The organism is Pollutimonas thiosulfatoxidans (genome assembly GCF_004022565.1).
In the GTDB taxonomy this organism is placed as follows: Bacteria; Pseudomonadota; Gammaproteobacteria; order Burkholderiales; family Burkholderiaceae_B; genus Pusillimonas_D; species Pusillimonas_D thiosulfatoxidans.
Genome location: NZ_CP022987.1, coordinates 2,244,543 through 2,267,889, shown reverse-complemented (window position 1 = coordinate 2,267,889; position 23,347 = coordinate 2,244,543). Strand labels below are relative to the sequence as shown.

The 23,347-nt window shown below is 59.8% G+C and carries 20 protein-coding genes; 10 read left to right on the top strand and 10 right to left on the bottom strand.

The window, feature by feature from the left end; all coding sequences use genetic code 11:
- Positions 1-9: 9 nt before the first annotated feature.
- The 3 genes from CKA81_RS10905 to mpl are packed head-to-tail and all read right to left on the bottom strand — an operon-like array spanning position 10 to position 3,931.
- Positions 10-1,896 (bottom strand): ribonuclease catalytic domain-containing protein, encoded by a 1,887-nt coding sequence (locus CKA81_RS10905; RefSeq protein ID WP_128355295.1) that lies wholly within the window; start codon positions 1,894-1,896, stop codon positions 10-12.
- Positions 1,897-1,942: 46 nt separating this feature from the next.
- Complete coding sequence (locus CKA81_RS10900; protein WP_128355294.1) at positions 1,943-2,536, bottom strand: YqiA/YcfP family alpha/beta fold hydrolase; 594 nt, start codon at positions 2,534-2,536, stop codon at positions 1,943-1,945.
- A 21-nt stretch (positions 2,537-2,557) separates the two neighbouring features.
- A complete protein-coding gene (gene mpl / locus CKA81_RS10895) occupies positions 2,558-3,931 on the bottom strand; it encodes a UDP-N-acetylmuramate:L-alanyl-gamma-D-glutamyl-meso-diaminopimelate ligase (protein WP_128355293.1) in 1,374 nt (457 codons plus the stop codon).
- 114 nt (positions 3,932-4,045) lie between these two features.
- Between mpl and CKA81_RS10890 the strand changes: the two genes are divergently transcribed.
- From CKA81_RS10890 to CKA81_RS10855, 8 genes are all read left to right on the top strand, one after another.
- A complete protein-coding gene (locus CKA81_RS10890; RefSeq protein ID WP_128355292.1) occupies positions 4,046-4,555 on the top strand; it encodes a TlpA family protein disulfide reductase in 510 nt (169 codons plus the stop codon).
- Positions 4,556-4,665: 110 nt separating this feature from the next.
- Entirely contained in the window at positions 4,666-5,100 is a 435-nt protein-coding gene (gene aroQ / locus CKA81_RS10885; protein ID WP_128355291.1) for a type II 3-dehydroquinate dehydratase, read from the top strand.
- 80 nt (positions 5,101-5,180) lie between these two features.
- Positions 5,181-5,615 carry an acetyl-CoA carboxylase biotin carboxyl carrier protein gene (gene accB / locus CKA81_RS10880; RefSeq protein ID WP_128355290.1) on the top strand — a complete coding sequence of 145 codons (435 nt, stop codon included), beginning with the start codon at positions 5,181-5,183 and terminating at the stop codon, positions 5,613-5,615.
- A gap of 1 nt (position 5,616) precedes the next feature.
- The gene (gene accC / locus CKA81_RS10875; RefSeq protein WP_128355289.1) at positions 5,617-6,963 is read left to right on the top strand and encodes an acetyl-CoA carboxylase biotin carboxylase subunit; all 1,347 of its coding nucleotides are present in this window, start codon (positions 5,617-5,619) and stop codon (positions 6,961-6,963) included.
- Positions 6,964-6,977: 14 nt separating this feature from the next.
- Positions 6,978-7,883: a 50S ribosomal protein L11 methyltransferase gene (prmA, locus tag CKA81_RS10870; protein ID WP_128355288.1), complete on the top strand. Its 906-nt coding sequence runs from the start codon at positions 6,978-6,980 to the stop codon at positions 7,881-7,883.
- Between the two features lie 4 nt (positions 7,884-7,887).
- A complete protein-coding gene (locus CKA81_RS10865; RefSeq protein ID WP_128355287.1) occupies positions 7,888-9,021 on the top strand; it encodes a zinc-ribbon and DUF3426 domain-containing protein in 1,134 nt (377 codons plus the stop codon).
- Between the two features lie 8 nt (positions 9,022-9,029).
- Positions 9,030-9,971 carry a carbohydrate kinase family protein gene (locus tag CKA81_RS10860; RefSeq protein WP_128355286.1) on the top strand — a complete coding sequence of 314 codons (942 nt, stop codon included), beginning with the start codon at positions 9,030-9,032 and terminating at the stop codon, positions 9,969-9,971.
- Positions 9,972-10,032: 61 nt separating this feature from the next.
- On the top strand, positions 10,033-10,533 hold the full coding sequence (locus tag CKA81_RS10855; RefSeq protein WP_128355285.1) for an outer membrane lipoprotein: 501 nt from the start codon (positions 10,033-10,035) through the stop codon (positions 10,531-10,533).
- A gap of 58 nt (positions 10,534-10,591) precedes the next feature.
- Here the strand turns inward: CKA81_RS10855 and CKA81_RS10850 are convergent, their stop codons facing one another.
- The 5 genes from CKA81_RS10850 to CKA81_RS10830 all read right to left on the bottom strand — a co-directional run bounded on the left by CKA81_RS10850 (position 10,592) and on the right by CKA81_RS10830 (position 20,191).
- Entirely contained in the window at positions 10,592-11,155 is a 564-nt protein-coding gene (locus CKA81_RS10850; protein ID WP_128356750.1) for a YggT family protein, read from the bottom strand.
- Between the two features lie 183 nt (positions 11,156-11,338).
- On the bottom strand, positions 11,339-12,142 hold the full coding sequence (locus CKA81_RS10845) for a histone H1-like DNA-binding protein (protein WP_128355284.1): 804 nt from the start codon (positions 12,140-12,142) through the stop codon (positions 11,339-11,341).
- 156 nt (positions 12,143-12,298) lie between these two features.
- Positions 12,299-13,462: a ribonucleotide-diphosphate reductase subunit beta gene (locus CKA81_RS10840; protein ID WP_128355283.1), complete on the bottom strand. Its 1,164-nt coding sequence runs from the start codon at positions 13,460-13,462 to the stop codon at positions 12,299-12,301.
- A 19-nt stretch (positions 13,463-13,481) separates the two neighbouring features.
- A complete protein-coding gene (locus CKA81_RS10835; RefSeq protein WP_128355282.1) occupies positions 13,482-16,406 on the bottom strand; it encodes a ribonucleoside-diphosphate reductase subunit alpha in 2,925 nt (974 codons plus the stop codon).
- Positions 16,407-16,693: 287 nt separating this feature from the next.
- On the bottom strand, positions 16,694-20,191 hold the full coding sequence (locus CKA81_RS10830; protein ID WP_128355281.1) for an indolepyruvate ferredoxin oxidoreductase family protein: 3,498 nt from the start codon (positions 20,189-20,191) through the stop codon (positions 16,694-16,696).
- Positions 20,192-20,305: 114 nt separating this feature from the next.
- On the opposite strand from CKA81_RS10830, the gene CKA81_RS10825 reads away from it, so the two are divergent.
- A complete protein-coding gene (locus CKA81_RS10825) occupies positions 20,306-20,758 on the top strand; it encodes an Lrp/AsnC family transcriptional regulator (protein ID WP_128355280.1) in 453 nt (150 codons plus the stop codon).
- A gap of 21 nt (positions 20,759-20,779) precedes the next feature.
- Here the strand turns inward: CKA81_RS10825 and CKA81_RS10820 are convergent, their stop codons facing one another.
- Positions 20,780-21,217 carry a CopD family copper resistance protein gene (locus CKA81_RS10820; protein ID WP_128355279.1) on the bottom strand — a complete coding sequence of 146 codons (438 nt, stop codon included), beginning with the start codon at positions 21,215-21,217 and terminating at the stop codon, positions 20,780-20,782.
- A gap of 151 nt (positions 21,218-21,368) precedes the next feature.
- Between CKA81_RS10820 and CKA81_RS10815 the strand changes: the two genes are divergently transcribed.
- A complete protein-coding gene (locus CKA81_RS10815) occupies positions 21,369-21,860 on the top strand; it encodes a hypothetical protein (RefSeq protein WP_128355278.1) in 492 nt (163 codons plus the stop codon).
- Here CKA81_RS10815 and gltX read toward each other — a convergent pair whose 3' ends face one another.
- Positions 21,861-23,270 carry a glutamate--tRNA ligase gene (gene gltX / locus CKA81_RS10810; RefSeq protein WP_128355277.1) on the bottom strand — a complete coding sequence of 470 codons (1,410 nt, stop codon included), beginning with the start codon at positions 23,268-23,270 and terminating at the stop codon, positions 21,861-21,863. It abuts the gene before it with no gap.
- Positions 23,271-23,347: the final 77 nt, after the last annotated feature.

Genomic DNA, 23,347 nt, shown 5'->3' with positions numbered 1-23,347 from the left:
CCGTGCTGGCTAGTCGGTAATGACTTCGCGCAGTCGACAGTCCAGCTCGAGCGCAAGCTCGTCATAACCGAGTATGTCGAGGGTGACCGCCTGGCCACGCTCCAGCTCGGGCAGAGACGCGACGCGGGTGACAAAGGGCGCGCAATCCAGCCGAACCAGGTCATCGCGGATGACACTGCCCTGTACGGTTTTCATATCGTGTTGCTGCAGCCAGCGCATGCACCAGTAGCGCTCCATGGCCGATTGGTACTCGCTCCATGCGCTGTACTGGGCGTCGAAGGCGCCAATGATGGCAAAAAGATCGGCATCCTTGGGCTTGAAGGGCGCCACCAGTCGTGCCGACACGCCATGTTCCGCCGTCGCCAGTATTTGCCACTGATTGACCAGGTCCACATACCGGCGCAAGGGGGAAGTCGACCATGCATATTGGGGGACACCGATGGCCTCATGGGGCAGGGCATGGGTAGACATGCGGACCCGGCCAGTTTGCTGTGAGCGGTATATGCCGGGTACGCCATGCTTTGCCAGCAGGCCGCCCCAAACGTTGTTGGCCAGTATCATGTATTCGGCCACCAGGCGGTCCAGCGGCGCATTGCGGCGCCGAGGCACCAAACGCACCGGCGTGTCCGGATCGTCATGCGGACCCTCCAGGACAAACGAATACTCCACGCGGTTGTTGTTTTCCGGTTTGCCACGTACCTGGTCGCGAGCTGCGCACAAGTGCATGGCCATGCGCCATAGTGGTCGCAGCCATTCACCGTAAGGCAGATCGCCCTGCGCGTCGGCCAGGGCTTCGTCAGTCACTGCCTCGTCCAGCAGGTTGTGCCTGAGGTTTTCGCGCACTTGTATGCGTTCAAGACGGGTCTGTGAAGACAGGATTTCGCCGGTTGCCAGGTTGGCCTCTATATATAGAGACAGGGCGGGGCGGATATGCCCGGCGTCCAGCGAGAAGCTGCCTATGAGCTCATCGGGCAGCATGGGGATCTTCAACCCCGGTATATACACGGTAGACATTCTGCCGCGCGCCAGGTGATCCAGTTCGCTGTCGCGTGTGACGGCCAGGCCCGGCGCGGCAATGTGGATGCCGATGGTGGCCATGTCGCCATCGTGCAGCACGACCGACAAGGCGTCATCCACTTCAGTCGTGGTGGTGTCATCCATGGAATAGGCCACGACGTCATTCAGCGGCAGATGCTCATACGCATTTGCTACTTGCACTGGGCCGAACTGCGTGCCACGTGGAAAATATTGCGACAGGAAGCGATGCTGGTGCAGCGCCAGCGCATGCGGCCAGGCACCCAGCGACAGCAGCAGTTTTTCCGGGCTGGTGTTGCTTTGCGCGACGGCCGCCTCGAAGGCCTTCCATTGCTGCGAGTTCTTGTCCGGCTTGGTCAACAGCGTATCGGCTACTTCGGCGATCGCTGCAGGCAGTTCGCCGGCCACCATCTGGTCCACCCATTGCTGCTGTTGTTCCGCCTGCTTGCGCTTCTTCTCGATAGCGGCCAATGCCGCCGCGAGGATCTCTGGCGGTGCAGGCCGGTAACAGCCTTTGCCGCGACGGTGAAAGTAGGCGGGCGCGGCGTTCAAGGCGAAAATCAGCGCGGCCTTCTCAGGTGCGCTGGGTGGGTGACCAAAATATTCTTCCGCAAAGGCTGCCGCTTCGAACTCCTCTTGTGGCGCGCATTCCCAAAGAAAATCCACATCCAGGGTCTGGGCCAGGGCGTTGCCTTGCTCCAGCAATTGGGCCGGTGACGGCTGGTCGAAACTGAACAGTACGCTGGCGTTCTTTATTTTGCTGCGCTTGCCCGATTCGGACTCCACCTGCATGGTGGAGTCGCTCTGCGAAAATATCTTTTCCGCCTTGAAATTTCCGCTGTCTTCGTAAAGAACGTACATAGTTTTCCGTGGGGATACGGGCCTTGTGCCCGTATGGTTGTGTTGGCTAGCCGGGGCTCAGGGCAAATGCCAGGACATCCGGTAGCCATTGTTCGAAATCGGTCAGTCCGTGGTCGCCGCCTTCCAGTATGCGGCCCTGGCAACCGTCGAACCAATCTGCCATTTCCTGCCAATCGAGGACTTCGTCGCCTTTCGCGGCAAGAAGGTAATAGCGCTCGGGATGGGCAGGCCGGCCCACGGCCATTTCAGCCAGCTCGTCCACATATTCGGGCAGGAAGGTAAAAAGATCGTCGGAATGATACATGCTGTGCTCACCCACTTGGGTGGCAAGGTCGCGCGCGGCGTGGACGACCGGGTTCAGCAGCACCGCCCGGCACCGCCAGTCTTCAGCCAGGCAAGTGGCGTAATAGCCGCCCAGCGAAGAGCCCATGATGACCAGATCTTTATTGGGTGCAAGGCCTTGGTCGCGTATGGCTTGCTCGATCAAGTGGTTGGCCAACGCCATGGCGCGGGCAGGGCTGGCGGGCAATTGGGGACACCGCCATTGATCGGCAAGGCCGCGTTCCTGCATGGCTTGCGCCATGAGCGCAGCTTTATGGGATTTGGGCGATGAACGAAAACCGTGCAGGTACAGGATCATGGGGATCTTCCGGTGATGGGCTCAGGCAGCCTGGGTTTGCAATTGTTGCAGCAGCTTCTGGTGCACGCCGCCAAAGCCGCCATTGCTCATGACGAGAATGGCATCGCCGGGTTGCGCCGCGCGTCCGATAGCCAGCACCATTTTATCCAGATCGTCGTAGGCGCAGGCGCGGCCGTTAAGCGGAGCCAGGACTATGGCCGGATCCCAGCCCAGGGCGTGCTTGCCCTGGGCGGCGCCAAAGCAAAACACAAGATCGGCCGCCTCCAGCGCCTGAGGTAGCCTGGCGGCCATAGTGCCCAGCTTCATGGTGTTGGAGCGTGGTTCCAGGACCGCGATAATCCGGCCCCGGCCCACTTGTTTGCGCAGGCCGGCCAGCGTCGTGGCGATAGCCGTGGGGTGGTGGGCAAAGTCATCGTATACCGCAATATCTTGCACGGTACCGCGCAGCTCCATGCGTCGTTTCACCCCCTGAAATGCCGACAGCGCTGCGATGGCGGTCGGCAGTGGTACATGCACGTGCTCGGCAGCCGCCACGGCCGCCAGCGCATTCATTTGATTATGCTCGCCGGTCAGATCCCACTGAACCGTGCCAGCCGTGGCGCCGTCGCAGCGCAGCTCAAAATGCGAGGGGTGCGCACTGGCGACGGCCTGCCACCGTCCGCCGGGCCCGAAGCGTTCAACAGGGGTCCAGCAGCCTTTGTCGAGCACCCGGTCCAGCGCCTGACAGCCGGCCGGCAACAAGATGCGGCCACTGGCCGGGATCGTCCGGACCAAGTGATGAAACTGGGTTTCTATGGCGGCCAGGTCGGGGAAGATGTCGGCGTGATCGAACTCGAGGTTATTTAATATGGCGGTGCGCGGCCGATAGTGCACGAACTTGGACCGTTTATCGAAGAAGGCCGTGTCGTATTCGTCCGCCTCGATAACGAAGAACCGGCTGGCGGCGTCGTGACGAGCGGACACCTTCAGGTCGGTGGCGATGCCGCCGATGAGAAAACCGGGCTCCAGCCCGGCGTACTGCAGTATCCAGGCCAGCATGGCGCTGGTGGTGGTTTTGCCATGGGTGCCCGCCACGGCCAGCACGTGCCGCCCATTCAGGATGTTTTCACCCAGCCACTGGGGGCCTGATATAAAGGGCTGGCCCTGGTCGAGTATGGCTTCCATCAAGGGGTTGCCGCGCGTAACCACATTGCCCACCACGAACAAGTCGGGCTTCAGGCTTAACTGGTCCGCCTCGTAGCCCTCGACCAGGCGTATGCCCTGTTCTTCAAGCTGCGTGCTCATGGGGGGATAAACGCCGGCGTCGCAGCCCGTTACGGTGTGGCCTGCCGCACGGGCGATCAGCGCCAGCCCACCCATGAACGTGCCGCAAATGCCCAGTATATGTAGATGCATGTGGATCCTCCGGCACTTATTGTAGTCAGTTCGAGGGCTGCCGCCCTGGTTAGAAACGCGAGTGCGCCGATGCTATCATGGGCTTGAGATGCTTACTCCCTGGACTGTATATCTATGAAACGGCGAGACTTCCTGCGCCAGGCTGCGGTGCTTGCAGCCGGCGTGGCGGCGCTGCCCTGGCCCGCAACGGCGGCCGCGGCAAGTGCCCTGCCTCCTCACCCCTTTTATGGCAACGCCTTCCCCGATACGCAAGGCCGCTCCGTCGGGCTGGACAGCTATCTTGGCAAGCCCATGGTGCTGAACTTCTGGGCCACCTGGTGTCCGCCCTGCGTGAAGGAAATGCCCGACCTGGATGCCTTGCATAACAAATACCCTTCTATTCATTTTGTGGGCTTGGCCGTCGATACGACCAAAAACGTTCTGACGTTCCAGGAGAAGGTGCAGGTTTCCTATCCGCTCCTGGTCGCCGGCCACGGCGGCATCAAGCTGATGCGCGATCTGGGCAACAAGCAGGGTGGCCTGCCTTTTACCGTGGTGTTCAACGGAAATGGCCGAATTACCGAAAGCATCCTGGGTCAGATAAAACCGGCCGAACTTGATGCCTTGCTTGCCTCCCTTGCATAGGCTGGGGCCTGCTTGCGCCAGGGTTTGCCTACCGGCCGATCAGTCGGCGTTAATGGACAAATACCGCCATTTAGCGTAAAAAGGCGGTCTGTCTTCACAAAAATTTCGCAATGGCGCAGCACATCCTGGTTTTGCACGGCCCCAATCTGAATCTGCTCGGCACACGCGAGCCAGAGGTCTACGGGCGGCATACTTTGGCAGACATCAACCAGCGTTTACAGCAAATTGCCGCCGATAATGGTGCGCAATGCGCGACGTTTCAAAGTAATCACGAAGGCGGGCTCGTCGATCGCATCCAAGCTGCCAGTCAGGACCAGACCGATTTCATCATTATCAATGCTGCAGCCTATACGCATACCAGCGTTGCGCTGCGGGATGCCTTGGCAGGCGTGGACATTCCCTATGTCGAAGTGCATTTGTCCAACGTCCACCAGCGGGAAAGTTTTCGTCACCACTCGTACCTGGCCGACAAGGCACGGGGAGTCATTACGGGGCTCGGGCCATACGGTTACGAGGCCGCCCTCTGTTTTGCCTTGGCAAACTAGCGCCTGATCATTTCTTTTAACCTTAATCATTCACATTCATTCTGTGCGCCGGCAACAGAGTAATGTCACGGGAAGTAGGTATGGACCTCAGAAAACTTAAAACCTTGATCGACCTGGTAGCAGAGTCGGGGATTGCCGAACTGGAGATCACCGAAGGCGAAGGCAAGGTAAGAATCGTCAAATTCTCGCAAAGCCTGCAACCGGTCGCGTATGCGCCCGAACCCGCGCCTGCGCCGGCAGCGGCAGCTCCTGTGGCGCCTGCCGCTGCGCCGGTGCCTGCAGGCCATGCCGTCAAGGCTCCCATGGTCGGAACCTTCTATCGCGCGCCCAATCCGGGCGCGTCGCCGTTTGTGGAAGTCGGTCAGGCGGTCAAAGAAGGCGAGCCCTTGTGCATCATCGAGGCCATGAAGCTTCTCAACGAGATCGAAGCCGACAAGTCAGGCGTGATCAAGGAAATCCTGGTCGAAAATGGCGAGCCGGTCGAGTACGGTCAACCTTTGTTTGTGATCGGCTGACATGTTCGAAAAAATCCTCATTGCCAACCGTGGCGAGATCGCCTTGCGTATCCAGCGCGCTTGTCGCGAGCTGGGCATCAAGACGGTTGTCGTCCATTCTGAAGCCGACCGCGATGCCAAGTACGTGCGTCTGGCCGACGAGTCGGTGTGTATAGGGCCAGCTCCCGCGCGCGACAGCTATCTGAATATGCCGGCAATTATCTCGGCGGCCGAGGTCACTGACTCCGAAGCCATCCATCCGGGTTACGGCTTCCTCGCCGAGAACGCCGACTTCGCCGAGCGCGTCGAGAAAAGCGGCTTTGTGTTCATCGGACCGCGTCCCGAATCCATCCGGGCCATGGGCGACAAGGTCTGCGCCAAACGCGCCATGATAGAAGCCGGCGTGCCCGTCGTGCCAGGCTCTGAAGGCGCGCTGACGGAAGATCCCGAAGAGATCATGCAAACCGCACGCGATGTCGGCTATCCCGTCATCATCAAGGCGGCCGGTGGCGGTGGCGGTCGCGGCATGCGCGTCGTCTACACCGAAGCGGCACTGTTGAGCGCTGTGGCCATGACTCGTAATGAAGCCGGTGCCGCCTTCAATAATCCCGAAGTCTATATGGAGAAGTTCCTCGAGAACCCTCGCCATATCGAGATTCAGGTGCTTGCAGATGGGGGCCGCCACGCTGTCTGGCTGGGCGAGCGCGACTGCTCCATGCAGCGACGCCACCAGAAGGTCATAGAAGAAGCCCCTGCACCTGGCATCGCACGCCGCCTGATCGAACGCATCGGCGAGCGCTGTGCGGAAGCCTGCCGCAAGATGGGCTACCGCGGCGCGGGAACCTTCGAGTTCCTGTACGAAAACGGCGAGTTCTTCTTTATCGAGATGAACACCCGCATACAGGTCGAACATACCGTGACCGAAATGATCACCGGCATCGACCTGGTGCAGCAGCAAATCCTGATTGCCGCCGGCGAGAAGTTCACCTTGCGCCAGCGCGACATCCAGTTTCGCGGGCACGCCATCGAGTGCCGCATCAATGCCGAAGACGCGTTCAAGTTCACGCCCAGCCCTGGCCGCATTACCAACTGGCATACGCCGGGCGGTCCGGGCGTGCGCATGGATTCGCATGTGTTCACCGGCTACATGGTGCCGCCCAATTACGACTCCATGATTGCCAAGCTCATCACCTATGGCGACACGCGCAAACAGGCGATTGCCCGCATGGAGATCGCCTTGTCGGAAATGGTCGTAGAAGGCGTTCAGACCAATATTCCACTGCACCGCGAGCTCATGCAGGATGCCCGTTTCATTGAAGGCGGCACCAGCATTCATTACCTCGAACACAAGCTGTCGCAGCGACCTTAGGTCGGTACAGTCTTATGCGCGAACTCGTGTTGACATGCCCAGAGGCGCAGGCCGAGGCATTATCTGATGCCTTGCTGGATGCCGGCGCGCTGTCCGTATCGGTAGAGGATGCCGACGGAGACACCGGCGCCGAGCGCCCCCTTTTTGGCGAGCCCGGCCTTGAGCCAGAGGTTCAAGCCTGGCATCGCAATCATATTGTGGCTTTGCTGCCCGATGGACTCGACCCCGCGCAGATGCTCGAGCAGATCCGCGCCGCCGGCATCGACGACATTCCACCAGGTGACTGGTCCATACGCGAGGTCCCGGATGCCGATTGGGTAAGGCTTACCCAATCGCAGTTTCCACCCATACAGGTCGGAAGCCGTATCTGGATCGTGCCCAGCTGGCATCGCGAGCATCCCGATGTCCCGCCCGGCGAAGGAATGATCCATATTGAACTGGACCCGGGCCTGGCCTTTGGCACGGGCAGTCATCCTACGACGCACTTGTGCCTGGAATGGCTGGCGGCGAACTCCCCGGTCGGGCAGTCGGTGCTGGACTATGGTTGCGGTTCGGGTATTTTGGCGATCGCGGCCCAGATGTTGGGTGCACGCCGTACCGACGCGGTCGACATCGACGAGCAGGCTGTGGAGGCGACCCGGTACAATGCACAGGTAAACAGGGTGCAGGTCAATGCCATGCTGCCCGATCAATTGTCCGACGGGCAGTTCCAAGTCGTGGTGGCCAACATTCTGTCCAATCCGCTCAAGGTGCTGGCCCCCATGCTCGCCAATCGCGTGGCCCCCGGTGGGCGCCTGGCTTTGTCCGGCATACTGGAGCGACAGGCGGAAGAGGTCGCCCAGGCTTATGCACCCTGGCTCAAAATGAGCGTGTGGCAGGCGCGCGAGGGCTGGGTCTGCCTGCACGGCACTGCACACTAGGCTTATGGATCTGACCACGCGCTGCCCAGAATGCGGCACAACGTTCAAGGCAACCCTTGCGCAACTGCAACTGCGCAAGGGCTATATCCGTTGCGTGCACTGTGCCCATATCTTCGACGGCTACGAAGCGGTGGTTCCGAACCAGCCTGAGCCTGCACCAGAACCTGCGCCAGAACCTGCACCAGAACCTGCACCAGAACCTGCGCCAGCACCCAGATCCCAGTTACCCCATGTGCTCCGGACTCGACCGGCGGCCAACGAAAGCCAGGGAACGGTGGCTGCTCGACCGGCGCCCACCGGGCATACGGTAGGCGCCGATGCGCCCCTGCCAGCCAGCGCCGACGAGGCCCGCTTCACGATCTCTACGCGTGCCCATACCTTGGCACATGCAAAGCCAGACCCCGTCCTTCATGTGGATACACCGCTGGTGGCAAGCAGGCCCGAGCCCGCCATTGGGCACGGCGGACCGCAGCCCGTATCCGACATAGCCGCGCGCAGCGCTTCGATCTACATGGAGCCGCGTCGCGATCCCGTGGGCCCCCGCAACCCTCGTGTGGCGCTCAACCCGGACTATGATGATCACCGCTCGGACCGTGGCGCGCTGCTGCGTTTGTTCTGGACAGTGCTGGTCGTCGTCGGCATGTTGGTGTTGGCGGGGCAACTGACTTATATATATAGGGCGCAGCTGGCCAATAACATGCCGGTCCTAAGGCCGGTACTCGAACGCGCCTGCGTCAAGCTGCAATGCCAGGTGCCGTATTCGCGGCAGATAGATCAGATCTCCATCATGAGCTCGGCATTGCGTGCCGGGCCACGTGCGCCTGGTGCATCTGCCGGCGCTGCGGACACGGCGGGAACAACCGGGGCTGCGGTGCCGGCCGCAACTGATACCATGAGCCTACACTTCACGCTGCGCAATATGTATGACAAGCCGCAGGAGTGGCCCACTTTGCAGTTGGATCTAACCGACTTCTCGGGCACCCGCGTGGTTCGCAAGAACCTGCCGCCGGAAGCGTATCTGACGCCGGAGGACCTGCAGCGCCCCTTCCCGGCGGGAAGCGAATTGACCAGCGCGGTACCCGTGGCGCTGAATGGCGTGAAGGTCAATGGTTTTCAACTCGAGAAGTTTTTTCAATAAGGAAAGGCATGTCTGACAAGGTTCTGATTTGCGGATCAGTGGCATTCGATACTATTGCGGTCTTCGAAGGGCACTTCAAGGATCACATACTGGCGGACAACATCCAGTCGCTCAGCGTCTCGTTTTTCGTACCCACGATGCGCAAGGAATACGGCGGCTGCGCGGGCAATATTGCGTATAACCTGCAGTTGCTGGGTGGCAGCCCCGTGCCGGTGGGCACGGTCGGATCAGACGCCGCCGACTATATCGTTTATATGCAGCAATTGGGTATAGACACCAGCATGGTTCGCGTGCTGGCCGACATGTACACGCCGCAGTGTTTCATTACGACGGACCTGGACAACAACCAGATCGCTTCATTTCACCCCGGCGCCATGACGCGGTCCGCCGAGAACGATATTACTGGGCACAATGCGGCCTGGGCGATCGTGGCCCCCGATGCCAAGGAAGGCATGTTTGCACATGCGCGGCGCTTGCACGCCCAAGGCATCCCCTTTGTCTTTGACCTGGGGCAGGCCATGCCACTGTTCTCGGGCGATGACATCAACGAGATGCTGCAACTGGCGCAGATTTTTACCGCCAACGACTATGAAGCCAGCGTGGTCGAGCAGCGTACCGGACGCAAGATGGCCGACATCGCACAGGGCATGCGGGCGATCGTAGTCACGCAGGGCGCCGCAGGCGCCATCCTTTACACCGAGGGCTCGCAAACCCATATCCCACCCGTCGCGGCAACCGAAGTGGTTGACCCAACGGGTTGCGGCGACGCCCACCGGGCGGGCCTGTTGTACGGCTTGACACAAAATTGGGGTTTGGCCGATGCATGTCGCTTGGCGAACGTGATGGGTAGCTTTAAAATTGCATCACGGGGTCCGCAAAACCATCGCCCGACCCGTGCCGAAATCGGTCTCGCCCTGAATCATCACTATGGTGTCGATTTATTAGCTTGAACCCGAACCGGCAAGCGGCTTGCTAACACAGCGGCAAGCTTTATCCCTCAAGGAGTCCCACATGAATTCATCTACTATGCAGCGTCCGGGCGGACGTTCCCCGAGAATCCTGGCGATGGCGGTTGTGGTCAGCGCCATGGCCGTACTGGCCGGTTGCGCAAACGACAACGCATCATCGTCGGTGTACAGCTATGGGCAGGCACAGCGCGAGCAGGTCGTTCGCCTGGGCACGGTCGAAGCCGTACGCTCGGTCACTATCCAAAAAGACAAAACCAGCGGAGCCGGCGTATTGGCTGGCGGCGCCCTGGGCGGTGTTGCCGGTAGCTCCATCGGTGGCGGGCGGGGCAATGTCCTGGCCACGATCGGCGGCGGCATACTGGGCGCCGTTGCGGGTAACGCGGTCGAAAATCAGGTTGGCAAAACACAGGGCCTGGAAATCACCGTGCGTCTGGACAACGGCGAAACCCGCGTCATCGCGCAAGCGGCTGATGTCGCAGTCAGCGCAGGTCAGCGTGTACGCCTCATCAGCGGTAACGGACCAACGCGAGTCGTGCCCATGTAAGCCAAATTGCAACGCAAAAAATACGCTGCCTCGGCAGCGTATTTTTTTTGGGCGCGTTCTACATGCCGAACATCGAGTACGAGAAGTGTTGCAGGAACATCATGGCCAGCTGCGCAATAACCAGCAGCACCAGCGGCGACAAGTCCAGGCCGCCCAGATTGGGCAGTATGCGGCGGATGGGATCGAGCAAGGGCGCAGTCAGGGTATGCAGCACGGGCATGACCGGCGCCAGCGGGTTGACCCACGACAGCACTGCCTGGATCAGTGTCATCCACAGGATCACATTGAAGGTCCATTTCAGCATCGTCAGGACGGCCGCCAATAGTGCCGGCAATATCGCTTGTAGCGGCGGCAGTTGGCCGCTAAATATTGTCCAGGTCAAGAGCAGCAATACCAGCGCCGTCAGCCAGCACGCCAGCAAGGTGGGCCAATCGACGCGGTTGCCCGGGCCGACAAGCCGGCGCAAAGGTTGGACCAGCCAGTCGGTGATACGCAGTACTGCTTGCGAGTAGGGGTTGAATGGGTGCAACCGTATCGCGTAGATCCAGGCGCGGATAATCAGTGCGATCCCGAACAGGGAGAACACGATGTTGATGACGAAGTGCAGGGCATCGCTGAACATGGCTGGCGGGATCGGGGTGATTTCAGAAGCGACATTGTCGCATGCCTGTAGGGGCGGCGAAAGTTGCTTCATGGAAGCAAACAGCCGCCCAATAAAAAACTGCCCGAGACGATCGGGCAGCAAGTATAGCCATCATGCTTTACAGACAGTGCTTGCCGCTATCGACGGGCAAGCACTGAAGGGTTAAGGACGGCCGCCGGTGGGGAAGGGCCACGAAGCGGCAGGGTTGATGGTTTTCTTGTTGGCAGGTGCCGCCGTTGCAGCCTTGGTAGCCTGAGCCGCCGACTTAACGTTGGCTTTCTTGGGCGCTGCCTTCTTGGGCGCTGCCTTCTTGGGCGCTGCCTTCTTGGGAGCCGCCTTCTTGGCTACGGTTTTGTCGGCTGCCGGCGCTGCCGTTTTGGCGGGCGCGGCTTTGGCCGGAGCCTTCTTGGCTGCTGCTTTCTTTGCGGGTGCTTTCTTGGCTACCGCCTTTTTGGCTGCTGCTTTCTTGGCTGGCGCTTTCTTGGCCACGGCTTTCTTTGCTACCGCTTTTTTGGCGACTGCCTTTTTAGCCGGTGCTTTCTTGGCTACCGTTTTTTTAGCAACGGCTTTCTTTGCGGGAGCCTTCTTGGCGACGGCTTTTTTAGCGACTGCTTTTTTAGCAACTGCCTTTTTGGCTGGCGCTTTCTTGGCTACGGTTTTCTTGGCAACAGCTTTCTTTGCTACCGCCTTTTTAGCGACTGCTTTTTTAGCTACCGTTTTCTTGGCCGGTGCTTTTTTGGCAACTGCTTTCTTGGCGGGTGCTGCCTTCTTTACTGCTGCCTTTTTCGCGGGCGCCGTTTTTTTGGCGACTGCTTTTTTGCTTGCAGCGGTGGACTTCTTGGCAGGTGCAGCTTTTTTGACTGCGGTTGTTTTCTTTACAGCAACTTTCTTAGCGGGTGTAGCCTTCTTGGCGGGTGCAGCTTTTTTGGTAGCCGCTTTCTTGGCGGCCTTTTTGGCTGTTGCCATAGTAATGCTCCTTGAGATCGAATCGTAGAGAACGTCCACCCATTTGATATGGCCCCCACGAAAGGGTGCGACCCATCTCAAATGGCGCAAGCGTGCGAAGCACTATGTGCTTCGCACGCCTAGAGTCTAACGTAAGCTCATACTCTCTTCCAAGCATTATTCCCAGCTTAAGGCACCACCTGTTTGATATTCGATGACTCGTGTCTCAAAAAAGTTGCGTTCCTTTTTCAGATCGATCATCTCGGCCATCCATGGGAAGGGATTTTCTTCTTGCGCAAAGAGCGGTTCAAGACCAATTTGCTGGCATCGACGATTGGCAATAAAACGCAAATATGATTTGAACATCGATGCGTTCAAACCCAACACGCCGCGAGGCATGGTGTCTTCAGCGTAAGCATATTCAAGGTCTACAGCGCGTTTGAAGAGTTCGCGCATCTCTTCGCGAAACTCGGCCGTCCACAAATGTGGGTTCTCGAGCTTGATGGTATTGATCAGGTCGATGCCGAAATTGCAGTGCATGGATTCGTCGCGCAGTATGTACATGTACTGCTCGGCTGCACCCGTCATTTTGTTCTGACGACCCAACGCAAGTATTTGCGTAAAACCAACATAAAAGAACAAGCCTTCCATCAGGCATGCAAAAACAATCAAGGATTTAAGCAGTGTCTGGTCGGCTGCAGGGGTGCCGGTTTGGAAGTGCGGGTCGGCAATCGCGTTGATGAACGGGATGAGGAATTCATCTTTGGCGCGTATGGATGGCACTTCGTTGTACGCGTTGAAAATCTCGGATTCGTCCAGGTCCAGGCTTTCCACTATGTACTGATAGGCGTGGGTATGGATGGCCTCTTCGAATGCCTGGCGCAATAGAAACTGGCGGCACTCTGGTGCCGTGATGTGGCGGTAGGTGCCCAGCACAATGTTGTTCGCCGCCAGGGAGTCCGCGGTAACGAAGAAACCCAGATTGCGCTTGACGATGCGACGCTCGTCTTCAGTGAGCCCGGTGGGGTTCTTCCAAAGTGAGATGTCGCGCGACATGTTGATCTCTTGCGGCATCCAGTGGTTCGCGCAAGTGGCGAGGTATTTTTCCCAGGCCCATTTGTACTTGAATGGCACCAACTGGTTGACGTCGGTCTTGCCATTGATGATGCGCTTGTCCGCAGCGCGCACACGGCCGGCGGTGTCTGCAGTGGTGCCCCCGGCTTGCTGGATGGGCGGCATGGCGCTGTCGGTCATGTTGTGCTGCGCGCGCGTGGCTGCCTGCCCCTGGTCTGGGGTGGGCGTTGCAGTTTGTGTGGCAGGGGTGTCTTCCCAATTCAACATAATAAGTTCCCGTATTAAATTATTGGCAGGCTTCGCATTCTTCAAAGCCTTCGTCACCGGGGCGCATCATGCAAGCGTCTCCGACGAATTCGGCTTCGGGCAATGCGGGTACCGATGGCGCGGCCGCTGTCTGTGCAGCGGGACTGGATTCGCCCATGGAGACAGCATTGAGCTCGCCTCCGCGGCCCGTGGATTTCTCGGCATTGGTTGCGCCGATGGACCGAAGGTAATACGTGGTCTTCAGGCCGCGCACCCAGGCCAGCTTGTAGATGTCGTCCAGCTTCTTGCCCGAGACACCCGCCATGAATATGTTCAGCGACTGGGCCTGGTCTATCCATTTGGAGCGGCGCGCTGCGCATTCAACCACCCACGTTGGGTCGACTTCGAAAGCGGTGGCGTAGAGCTCGCGCAGTTCGTCGGGGATGCGATCGATGCGAGCCAGGCTGCCATCGAAATACTTCAGGTCGGCAACCATGACTTCGTCCCACAGCTTGCGCGACTTCAGGTCACGTACCAGGTAGTCGTTGACCACGGTAAATTCGCCCGACAGGTTGGACTTGACGTACAGGTTGCGGTAGTTGGGTTCGATGCAGGGCGACACACCAATAATGTTCGATATGGTGGCCGTTGGCGCAATGGCAACGCAGTTGGAGTTGCGCATGCCGTACTGCTTGATATGACCGCGCAGCGACTCCCAGTCCAGCGTGCTGCTGTCGTCAACTTCGACGTAGCCGCCGCGTTCGTCACGCAGCATGGCCAGTGTGTCCTGAGGCAGGATGCCGCGATCCCACAAGGATCCCTTGAAGCTGGCATAGGCGCCGCGCTCGGCGGCCAGTTTGCTGGAAGCCCAGTAAGCGTAATAGCAGGCGGCTTCCATGGAGCGGTCCGAGAACTCGACGGCGGCATCCGATGCAAACGGCACGCGCATCATGTGCAGGCAATCCTGGAAGCCCATGACGCCCATACCGACCGGGCGATGACGCACGTTGGAGTTGCGTGCTTTGGGCACGGCGTAGTAGTTGATGTCGATGACGTTATCAAGCATGCGCATGGCGATGCCGATCGTGCGCTCGAGCTTCTCGTGGTCCAGCACGTACTGGCCGCTGGCGTCTTGCTTCAGGTGGGCGGCAAGGTTGATCGAGCCCAGGTTGCACACGGCGATCTCGGTGTCGCTGGTGTTCAGCGTGATCTCGGTGCACAGGTTAGAGCTGTGCACGACACCGACGTGCTGTTGAGGCGAGCGGATGTTGCACGGGTCCTTGAAGGTGATCCAGGGGTGGCCGGTTTCGAACAGCATGGAAAGCATCTTGCGCCAGAGGGCGTTGGCCGGGATCTTCTTGAACAAGGGCATTTCGCCGCGTGCGACTTTCTCTTCGTAGCCGAGGTAGGCTTCTTCGAATTCGCGACCGTACTTGTCATGCAGGTCGGGCACGTCGGATGGCGAGAACAGCGTCCATTCGCCGTTTTCCATGACCCGCTTCATGAACAGATCAGGTACCCAGTTAGCGGTGTTCATGTCGTGTGTGCGACGGCGTTCGTCGCCGGTGTTCTTGCGCAGCTCGAGGAACTCTTCGATGTCCAGGTGCCAGCTTTCCAGGTAAGCGCAGACCGCGCCCTTGCGCTTGCCGCCCTGATTGACCGCGACGGCGGTGTCGTTGACCACCTTCAGGAAGGGAACCACACCCTGGCTTTCGCCGTTGGTGCCCTTGATATGGCTACGCAGCGCGCGCACCGGTGTCCAGTCGTTGCCCAGGCCGCCGGCATACTTGGCAAGCAGGGCGTTTTCCTTGATGGCGTCGTAGATGCCGGCCAGGTCGTCAGAGACCGTGGTCAGGTAGCAAGACGACAACTGCGAATGCAAGGTACCGGAATTGAACAGCGTGGGCGTGGAACTCATGAAGTCGAAAGAAGACAGGACTTCATAGAACTCGATGGCGCGCGCTTCGCGATCGATTTCGTTCAGGGCCAGGCCCATGGCCACACGCATGAAGAACACCTGCGGCAATTCGATGCGGCGACCGCCCAAGTGCAGGAAGTAGCGGTCGTAAAGTGTTTGCAGGCCCAGGTAATTGAACTGCAGGTCGCGTTCGGCTTTCAGGGCTGCGGCCAACTTGGGCAGATCGTACTGGCCGAGTTTTTCGTCCAGCAACTGGCCTTCGATGCCGGTCTTGATAAATAGCGGGAAGTATTCGGCGTAGCGTGTGTTCATGTCGGCCTGCGTGGCTTCTTCGCCCAGCACTTCCTTGCGGATGGTGTGCAGCAGCAGTCGGGCAGTCACCTGGCTGTACGACGGGTCGTTCTCGACCATGGCACGCGCGGAAAGAATGGCCGACTTGAAGACTTCGTCTACGGGGATGCCGTCGTATACGTTCTTGATGGTTTCGCGCAGGATGGCATCAACGTCGATTTCGTGCGGCAGGTTCTGGCCGGCTTCGGCGACGATGTGACGCAGTCGGGCCATATCGAGCGGGCGCTTGATGCCGTTGTCCGTTACGTTAAGCGCGACGGCTTCAGTTGCCGGCTGGGCGGGAGCAGTGCGCGCGCGCTCCTGTGAGCGCTTTTCGCGGTACAGCACATAAGCGCGCGCCACATCATGCTCGCCCGAGCGCATCAGGGCAAGTTCGACCTGGTCCTGAACTTCTTCTATATGGAAGGTGCCGCCGCTGGGACGGTTGCGCACCAGCGCGTTGACCACTTGGGTGGTCAGGCTTTCGACGAGTTCGCGTATCCGTGCCGACCCGGCACCCTGGCCGCCGTTGACAGCCAAAAAGGCTTTGGTCATGGCAATGTTGATCTTGCCTGGCTCGAAACCGACCACGGCGCCATTGCGGCGAATAATATGGAAGTTGCTCCATTGGCTGCCTGCGCTGCTTGTAGCGGAAGCTGCGGTGGTTTCGGGAAGGATAGTTTGGGGCATGGACTCAGCGATCTGTGTACTTTGCATGAATGCTCCTGAGGCAATAAAGACGCACGTTTACACGCGCGTAAAAAGAATTAGGGGTAGTAGGTGGACTGCAAACAGCGTTTGCTGCAGTAGGTTGAAAGACGCCTTCTGGCGTGGCTCAACCACAACATCTTGTGGTCTGTTATTTGTTGAGCACTAATTGTAGTGAGCGGGACCGTCCTAGGCAAGCCCGAAATGGGCTTGATTTTCGGCGATTTGTATGGAAGGGCAGACAATAAAAAGGGGCCTTGCAGCGCAAGGCCCCGGCTGGCTTGGCTTACGCCTTTTTATTGCACTGCAGCGCGCATGTGGGAAATATTGTTAACTTTCATTTCCGGCCTGGACGCTGCCGCTGTGAGGTCCGCAACGGTTTTGCGATAAGCCTGTATGTTGGCCAATTTTATGTGGCCGAAGCCCCGTATCTCTTGCGGGGCCTGCGCCAATTGCAGAGCCGAGGCGTAGCTGTCGGCGTTCAGTGTACCCAACATATCTTGCACCGCTTGCCTGAAATCGATGATCAACTGACGCTCCATTTTTCGCTCGGCGGTGTACGAGAACACATCCAGCCACGAGCCGCGTAAGCCCTTGCACCGGGCCAGCAGCCGGAACAGCTTTTCGGTTGTTGGGCCGAAGGTCATCTTTCGAGGAATACCCGTATGTGGATCACGGCGCGCAAACAGCGGCGGCGCCAAATGGAACTGCAGGCTGTAGTCGCCCTCGAACTGTTCAGCCAAGGACTTGCGGAACTCGCCGCTGGCAAATAAGCGGGCGACCTCGTATTCGTCCTTATAAGCCATCAGCTTATACAGGGACTTTGCCACCTGGATGGTCAATTGCGGCCGACCTTCCGGCCGCAGCTTGCGCTCGGCGTGCAGTACCTGGTCAATGAAGCCAGTGAACTGCGCCGCATAGGCATCGTTTTGATAGGCACGCAGCGCGGTGCTACACCGCTCCAGCACTGTCTCCAGCGACTCGGGCATGTGGATCAGGACCGCTTTCTCCTTAGCCGTGGCCACGCGCAATGCGTCTGGCTGGGCAGCCAGCAAGCGGCCCATCTGGAACGCGCGCTGGTTGCGCTCGACGGCCACGCCGTTCAGTTCCAGGGCACGCATGATGGCGGGCAGGCTTAAGGGTATGCCTCCGTGTTGCCAGGCAAAGCCCAGCACCATCATGTTGGCCATGATGCTGTCGCCAAAATAACGAGAGGCTTGTTCGTGGGCATTCAGCGTCCAAGTATGGTCTGCGCCGGCGGCGCTGCGCACTGCGGCAATCAGCGGCTCTGGGTTCAGGTCCGCTTGCGGATCCTGAGTGAACTCGGTGGTCGGCGCCAGGTAGCTGTTTACGATGGCCTGGGTTTTGCCTGAGCGCACAGCCTGCAAGGCATCGGCCCGGCTGGCGGCAACGATGTCGCAGGCGATCAGCACATCGGCCTGGCCGGCGTCTATGCGTACGGTTCCGGTCGCGTCGGCATTGCTAGACAGGCGTATGTGGCTGATGACGCTGCCGCCTTTCTGGGCCAGACCGGTAATATCCAGTACAGACGCCGCCCGGCCTTCCAGGTGCGCTGCCATGGACAATATGGCGCCGACGGTTACCACGCCGGTGCCGCCTATCCCGGCCACCAGGATGTTACATCGGTCGGCATAGGGTAGGAACCTGGGCTCGGCCAGGGTGGTCAGCAGCTCTTGTAATCGCTCGCGTTCCCGTTCGCCCGAGGCGCTTGCCTCTTTACGCAAATTGCCACCGACCACCGACACAAAGCTCGGACAGAAACCGTCCACACAGGAGTAATCCTTGTTGCAGCTGGATTGGTCGATGGCCCGCTTGCGCCCGAAAGGCGTTTCCACCGGCACCAGCGACAGGCAGTTGGATTGTTTGCTGCAATCGCCGCAACCTTCACAGACCGCCGTGTTGATGAACAGGCGGCGGGCGGGGTCGGGATACGCGCTTTTCTTGCGACGGCGCCGCTTCTCGGCGGCACAGACCTGGTCGTGTATCAGTACAGTTACGCCCGGTGGGTCGCGCAGCTCGCGTTGCAGCGCATCCAGCTCATGGCGATCGTGGACCGCCACGCCGGCGGGCAAGCTGATGTCGCGGTACTTGTCTACGTCATCGGAGGTCACGACCACGCGTCGCACGCCTTCGCCCAGCATCTGCTGGCAAATCTGCGGCACCGATATCGAGCCGTCCACCGGCTGGCCGCCCGTCATGGCAACGGCATCGTTGAACAGAATCTTGTAGGTAATATTGGCGCCAGCGGCGACCGCCTGTCGTATGGCCAGGTAGCCGGAGTGAAAGTAGGTACCCTCGCCCATGTTCTGGAACACATGCGGCATGCGGGTGTAGCGCGACAGCCCGATCCAGTCGGTGCCTTCGCCGCCCATTTGGGTCAGGCCGCTGGTCTCGCGGTTCATCCAGGTTGCCATATAGTGGCAGCCGACGCCGGCCAGTGCCTGGCTGCCGTCAGGCACTTTGGTGGATGTATTGTGTGGACAGCCCGAACAGAAATAGGGTTTGCGCGTCAGCGACGTTGATGAACTCGGCGTTGCTTGCTGCAGGCCGGCGTCACACACATCGGGCCAAGCCAGGCCGCCCTGGCGCAACCAGCGGCGCAGTGCGATCGCGACCAGCGCCGGGCTTAGCTGGCCCTCCTGCGGGACCAGGGCGGCGTTCTCCAGATCGCGCTTGCCGGCCACCCGCGGCCGGATGTCCAGATTGAACAAGGCGTCCTTGACCTGCGTTTCGATAATCGGTGCTTTCTCTTCAATGACAAGAATGTGGTCCAGCCCTTGTGCGAACTCGCGCAGCCCCTGCAGGTCCAGCGGCCAGCTCAAGCCTATTTTGTAGTGCCGCAATGCCGGCAGGCCCGTGCCGGGAAGCTCGGCTGCCAGTTGCTTCAGCGCGTCTTGCGTGTCCAGGTAAGCCTTGCCGGTGGTGATAATGCCCAGCCGCGCATTCGGCGCAGCGTCCACCATGCGGTCCAGTGGGTGCAGGCGTGCGAATTCCTTGACGGCTTCCAGGCGTTGAGCCATGCGCGTTTCCATCGCCGGCGTCAGGAACTCGCGAGCGCTGTACTCCAGCGTGCCGTGCCGGTTTTCGTCCGGGACGGAAAAATCCGGCACGGCCTGCAAGCTGAACGAACGGCCGCTTTCAACTGTTTCAGTAATGGCCTTGAAGGCTACCCAGGCTCCGCTATAACGCGATAGCGCCCAGCCCCAAAGGCCAAAAAGTTCGTACTCCTCGATTGAGGCCGGATGGACTATGGGTATGCTCAGTGCCGACAAGCTGGTTTCGCTGGCGTGGGGGATGGAAGAAGACGCTGCCGTGTGGTCGTCGCCCACAATCAACAGCACGCCGCCGTGCCGCGACGCGCCCGCCGCGTTGCCATGGTGCAGGGCGTCGCTCGCCCGATCCACGCCCGGACCCTTGCCGTACCACATGGCAAATACGCCATCGACCGTCTTGTCGTCTCGCACGCCGGCTTGCTGTGTGCCCATGACGATGGTGGCGCCCAGGTCTTCATTGATGGCGGGCAGGAACGACACCTGGTTTTCGTCCAGCGATGCCTGTGCGCGCCACATGGCCTGATCGACCCCGCCCAATGGCGAGCCGCGATAGCCGGTGACAAAGCCGGCGGTGTTCAGGCCGCGTTCGCGGTCGGCACGGCGTTGCGCCAGCAGCATGCGCACCAAGGCCTGGGTGCCGGTCAGGAACACCCGGCCTGATGTGGCGGTCAGGTTGTGGCTTAGCTGGTACTGGCTGTCTACAGCAATAGGGGAAGGCATAGTGAAACTCCATAATTCCTATCCATGATAGACAGCATGGACAGCGCGTTTATTGCTATCTCATCGCGTAAAATCCCTTGTTATTGAAATGAACATTGCGTGCAAGAGGCCAATATGGACAAAATTGATCTAAAAATCCTGGAACAGCTTCAGGTGGACGGGCGGGCCTCGGCCCAGCAGCTTTCCGAGCATGTGGGCTTGTCCGCGGCGCCGGTCTGGCGCCGGGTCAAGGCATTGGAGTCGGCCAAGGTCATTCAGGGGTATTACGCCAGCGTGGACCGCAACAAGGTGGGCTTGCAGGGATGCATGTTCACGCAGATCAGCCTGGAAAGGCATTCGGCCGACATCGTGCAGAACTTCGAACGCTCGGTGCGCGACGCCCCCGAGATCCTGGAGTGTTATGCCGTAACGGGCGACGCCGATTTTCTGTTGAAGATCCTGGTGGCCAGTCCCGAAGCCTACGACAGCTTCCTGCACCGCTTTCTGTTCAACTTGCCCGGCGTGCGCCAGACGCGCACCATCGTCGCGCTGCGCGAGATCAAACACGAGATCAAGTTGCCGCTGTAGCGGCGGCTGGTGGCGGTTTGCCTAGCCGACGTAAAGCATGGCCTTGGCCAGCAAGATAATGGCCAACATATGCAAGAACACGCTGACATGAATCGCCTGGAAGTGGCGTGTCTTCATTTTGCCGCGAGTGCTAAGGACCATAGCGGTAATGAAGTGCGCCAGCACGCTGAGGGCCAGCAGGATCTTCAGGCTCAGCAGCGTAGCAAAGGGAGTGTCCAGCGGATGCGCCAGCACCACGCGGTAGTGCCAAGCCATGCCGATGCCGGCGCCGTAAAGCACAATGATCACCCAGGGCATGAAGCGGCGCGCCCGTTTGCCTATGGCCTGTTCGACGCTGCGCATAGCGTCGCGCGGCACCTGTTTGCGTATACCCTCCAGCATCAGCACTTCAAAGAACACCGTGCCGACAAAAATGAAGGCGGCAAACAGATGCAGGGTAATCAATACAGCGTAGTTCATGACGGGCGCAGCTCCGGCGCAACCCAATGGGCGGCGAGCCTGGCGCGCCGACCATTCAGGTAGAATATTTTTGTAAATCGATTGTAGGTCGTGCGGGTTCGCGCGGCTGCCGATACCCCTTGCGGTTTGTGGTTTTGCAAAGGAAGTGACCATGTTCTTCATTCCGTCGCGCTATTGTTCCTTGATGACAGGCCTGGCCGCCGCCATGGTCCTGGGCGCTTGCGCCACACCGCCGGCGCCCCAGCCGCAAGAGAAAGCGCCGCCGGCCTGCCAGGCCGCCGCGACGGACGACAAGCTGGTCGGCAACTGGCTAAGCATACGCAAGCAAAAAGGCGTCGCCGGAGAACTGCGCACCTTGTACACCCTGAACGCAGACGGCACCATGGCGTATACCGAGCTTCTGAAGCGCGGCAAGAACCCTTCGCAAGGGTTGGCCGAGACGGGTTGCTGGCAGCACACCAAGCAAACGCTGGTATTGCAGACCCTGACATCCAACGGGATGCCGGTGGATCTGGACGATCCGATCTATACCAACCGCTATGCCGTCACATCGATCACAACCGACAACGTGGCGCTGCGCGATGCGGACGGCGCGCGCATCACCGCGCGTCGCATGTCGCCGGGTTATCGCCTGCCGTTCTGATCAGGCGGCTGCCAGCCGTTGCAGTACCCGCTCACGACCGATGATGGCCAGTACCGCGCCGATGGCAGGTGTCTGCTTCTGGCCGGTAACCGCCAGCCGCAGCGGCAAGCCCAGCTTGGGCATCTTCACGCCGTGCTCGGTCAATAGTTCTTTGATCAGGCCATCGAGCGATTCTGTATTCCATTCGGCCAGGTCTGAGGCCTTGGCGGCAAACGCTGCCAGCAAAGACTTGGCGCCGTCGTCCAGATATTGCGCCTGCAGTTCGGGGTCGGCTGGGCTGAAAGGTGCGCAAAAGAGCATGGCGCCGTCCGCCAGTTGCTCCAGCGTTTCGGCCCGGTCTTTCAGCAATGCCATGACCGCAAGCAAATCGACGGCGTCAGGATCGCCGCCGCGTGTCCGTATGCGCGGCGCCACATGCGCGGCCAGGTCAGCGTCTGTCGTCGTCTTGATGTAGTGCGCATTGACCCAGTTCAGTTTCTTTGGGTCCCACTGCGCTGCTGATTTGGTCAGGTGCCGGGTGTCAAACCATGCGACCAGTTCCTCGCGTGTGAACAGCTCGTCGTTGCCGTGGCTCCAGCCCAGCCGCGCCAGATAATTGATCATGGCTTCGGGCAAATAACCCTGGCCTTCGTATTCCATGACATTGACCGCGCCGTGTCGCTTCGACAGCTTTTCGCCGTCGGGCCCGAGGATCATGGGCAGGTGGCCGTATTCGGGCAGGGTGGCGCCCAAGGCGCGCAAGATATTGATCTGCCGGGGGGTGTTGTTCACGTGGTCGTCGCCGCGCAGTACATGCGTGATGTTCATGTCCCAGTCATCGACCACGACACAGAAGTTGTAGGTCGGGGTGCCGTCCGGACGCGCAATAATCAGGTCGTCCAGCTCGGTGTTGTCGAAACTGATGGGACCCTTGATGAGATCGTTCCAGGCGGTGACACCATCCACCGGATTGCGAAAGCGCACGACGGGCTTGCGGCCTGCGGGCGGGCTGGGCAGCGTTTTGCCGGCTTCAGGCCGCCAGGTGCCGTCATAGCGTGGCTTCAGTCCCGCGGCGCGCGCCTTGTCCCGCATGGCTTCGATCTCTGCGGGGCTGCTGTAGCAATAATAGGCCGTGCCTTCCTTCAGCATTCTTGCAATGACCTCGCGGTAGCGGTCCATGCGCTGCATTTGATAAAACGGGCCCTCATCGGGCTGCATCCCGAGCCAGTCCATGCTGTCCAGTATGGCCTGCACAGCTTCCGGGGTGGAACGCTCCAGGTCGGTGTCTTCGATGCGAAGTACGAAGACGCCCTGGTGATGGCGCGCAAACGCCCAGGAAAACAGTGCCGTGCGTGCGCCGCCCAGATGCAGATACCCTGTCGGGGACGGTGCAAAGCGGGTGCGTACTTGGGTAGGGGTGGACGTAGTCATTGTTACTCGTTAGTCTTTAGCGTGTGCTGGCAATCCTGTATTTTAGAGTACCCACCGTTCAACGCTGAAACCACCAT

Bases quoted from the DNA above. Each gene is read 5' to 3' on its own strand.
- CKA81_RS10905 (WP_128355295.1), bottom strand. From the start codon at position 1,896: ATGTACGTTCTTTACGAAGACAGCGGAAATTTCAAGGCGGAAAAGATA.
- CKA81_RS10900 (WP_128355294.1), bottom strand. From the start codon at position 2,536: ATGATCCTGTACCTGCACGGTTTTCGTTCATCGCCCAAATCCCATAAA.
- mpl (WP_128355293.1), bottom strand. From the start codon at position 3,931: ATGCATCTACATATACTGGGCATTTGCGGCACGTTCATGGGTGGGCTG.
- CKA81_RS10890 (WP_128355292.1), top strand. From the start codon at position 4,046: ATGAAACGGCGAGACTTCCTGCGCCAGGCTGCGGTGCTTGCAGCCGGC.
- aroQ (WP_128355291.1), top strand. From the start codon at position 4,666: ATGGCGCAGCACATCCTGGTTTTGCACGGCCCCAATCTGAATCTGCTC.
- accB (WP_128355290.1), top strand. From the start codon at position 5,181: ATGGACCTCAGAAAACTTAAAACCTTGATCGACCTGGTAGCAGAGTCG.
- accC (WP_128355289.1), top strand. From the start codon at position 5,617: ATGTTCGAAAAAATCCTCATTGCCAACCGTGGCGAGATCGCCTTGCGT.
- prmA (WP_128355288.1), top strand. From the start codon at position 6,978: ATGCGCGAACTCGTGTTGACATGCCCAGAGGCGCAGGCCGAGGCATTA.
- CKA81_RS10865 (WP_128355287.1), top strand. From the start codon at position 7,888: ATGGATCTGACCACGCGCTGCCCAGAATGCGGCACAACGTTCAAGGCA.
- CKA81_RS10860 (WP_128355286.1), top strand. From the start codon at position 9,030: ATGTCTGACAAGGTTCTGATTTGCGGATCAGTGGCATTCGATACTATT.
- CKA81_RS10855 (WP_128355285.1), top strand. From the start codon at position 10,033: ATGAATTCATCTACTATGCAGCGTCCGGGCGGACGTTCCCCGAGAATC.
- CKA81_RS10850 (WP_128356750.1), bottom strand. From the start codon at position 11,155: ATGTTCAGCGATGCCCTGCACTTCGTCATCAACATCGTGTTCTCCCTG.
- CKA81_RS10845 (WP_128355284.1), bottom strand. From the start codon at position 12,142: ATGGCAACAGCCAAAAAGGCCGCCAAGAAAGCGGCTACCAAAAAAGCT.
- CKA81_RS10840 (WP_128355283.1), bottom strand. From the start codon at position 13,462: ATGTTGAATTGGGAAGACACCCCTGCCACACAAACTGCAACGCCCACC.
- CKA81_RS10835 (WP_128355282.1), bottom strand. From the start codon at position 16,406: ATGCAAAGTACACAGATCGCTGAGTCCATGCCCCAAACTATCCTTCCC.
- CKA81_RS10830 (WP_128355281.1), bottom strand. From the start codon at position 20,191: ATGCCTTCCCCTATTGCTGTAGACAGCCAGTACCAGCTAAGCCACAAC.
- CKA81_RS10825 (WP_128355280.1), top strand. From the start codon at position 20,306: ATGGACAAAATTGATCTAAAAATCCTGGAACAGCTTCAGGTGGACGGG.
- CKA81_RS10820 (WP_128355279.1), bottom strand. From the start codon at position 21,217: ATGAACTACGCTGTATTGATTACCCTGCATCTGTTTGCCGCCTTCATT.
- CKA81_RS10815 (WP_128355278.1), top strand. From the start codon at position 21,369: ATGTTCTTCATTCCGTCGCGCTATTGTTCCTTGATGACAGGCCTGGCC.
- gltX (WP_128355277.1), bottom strand. From the start codon at position 23,270: ATGACTACGTCCACCCCTACCCAAGTACGCACCCGCTTTGCACCGTCC.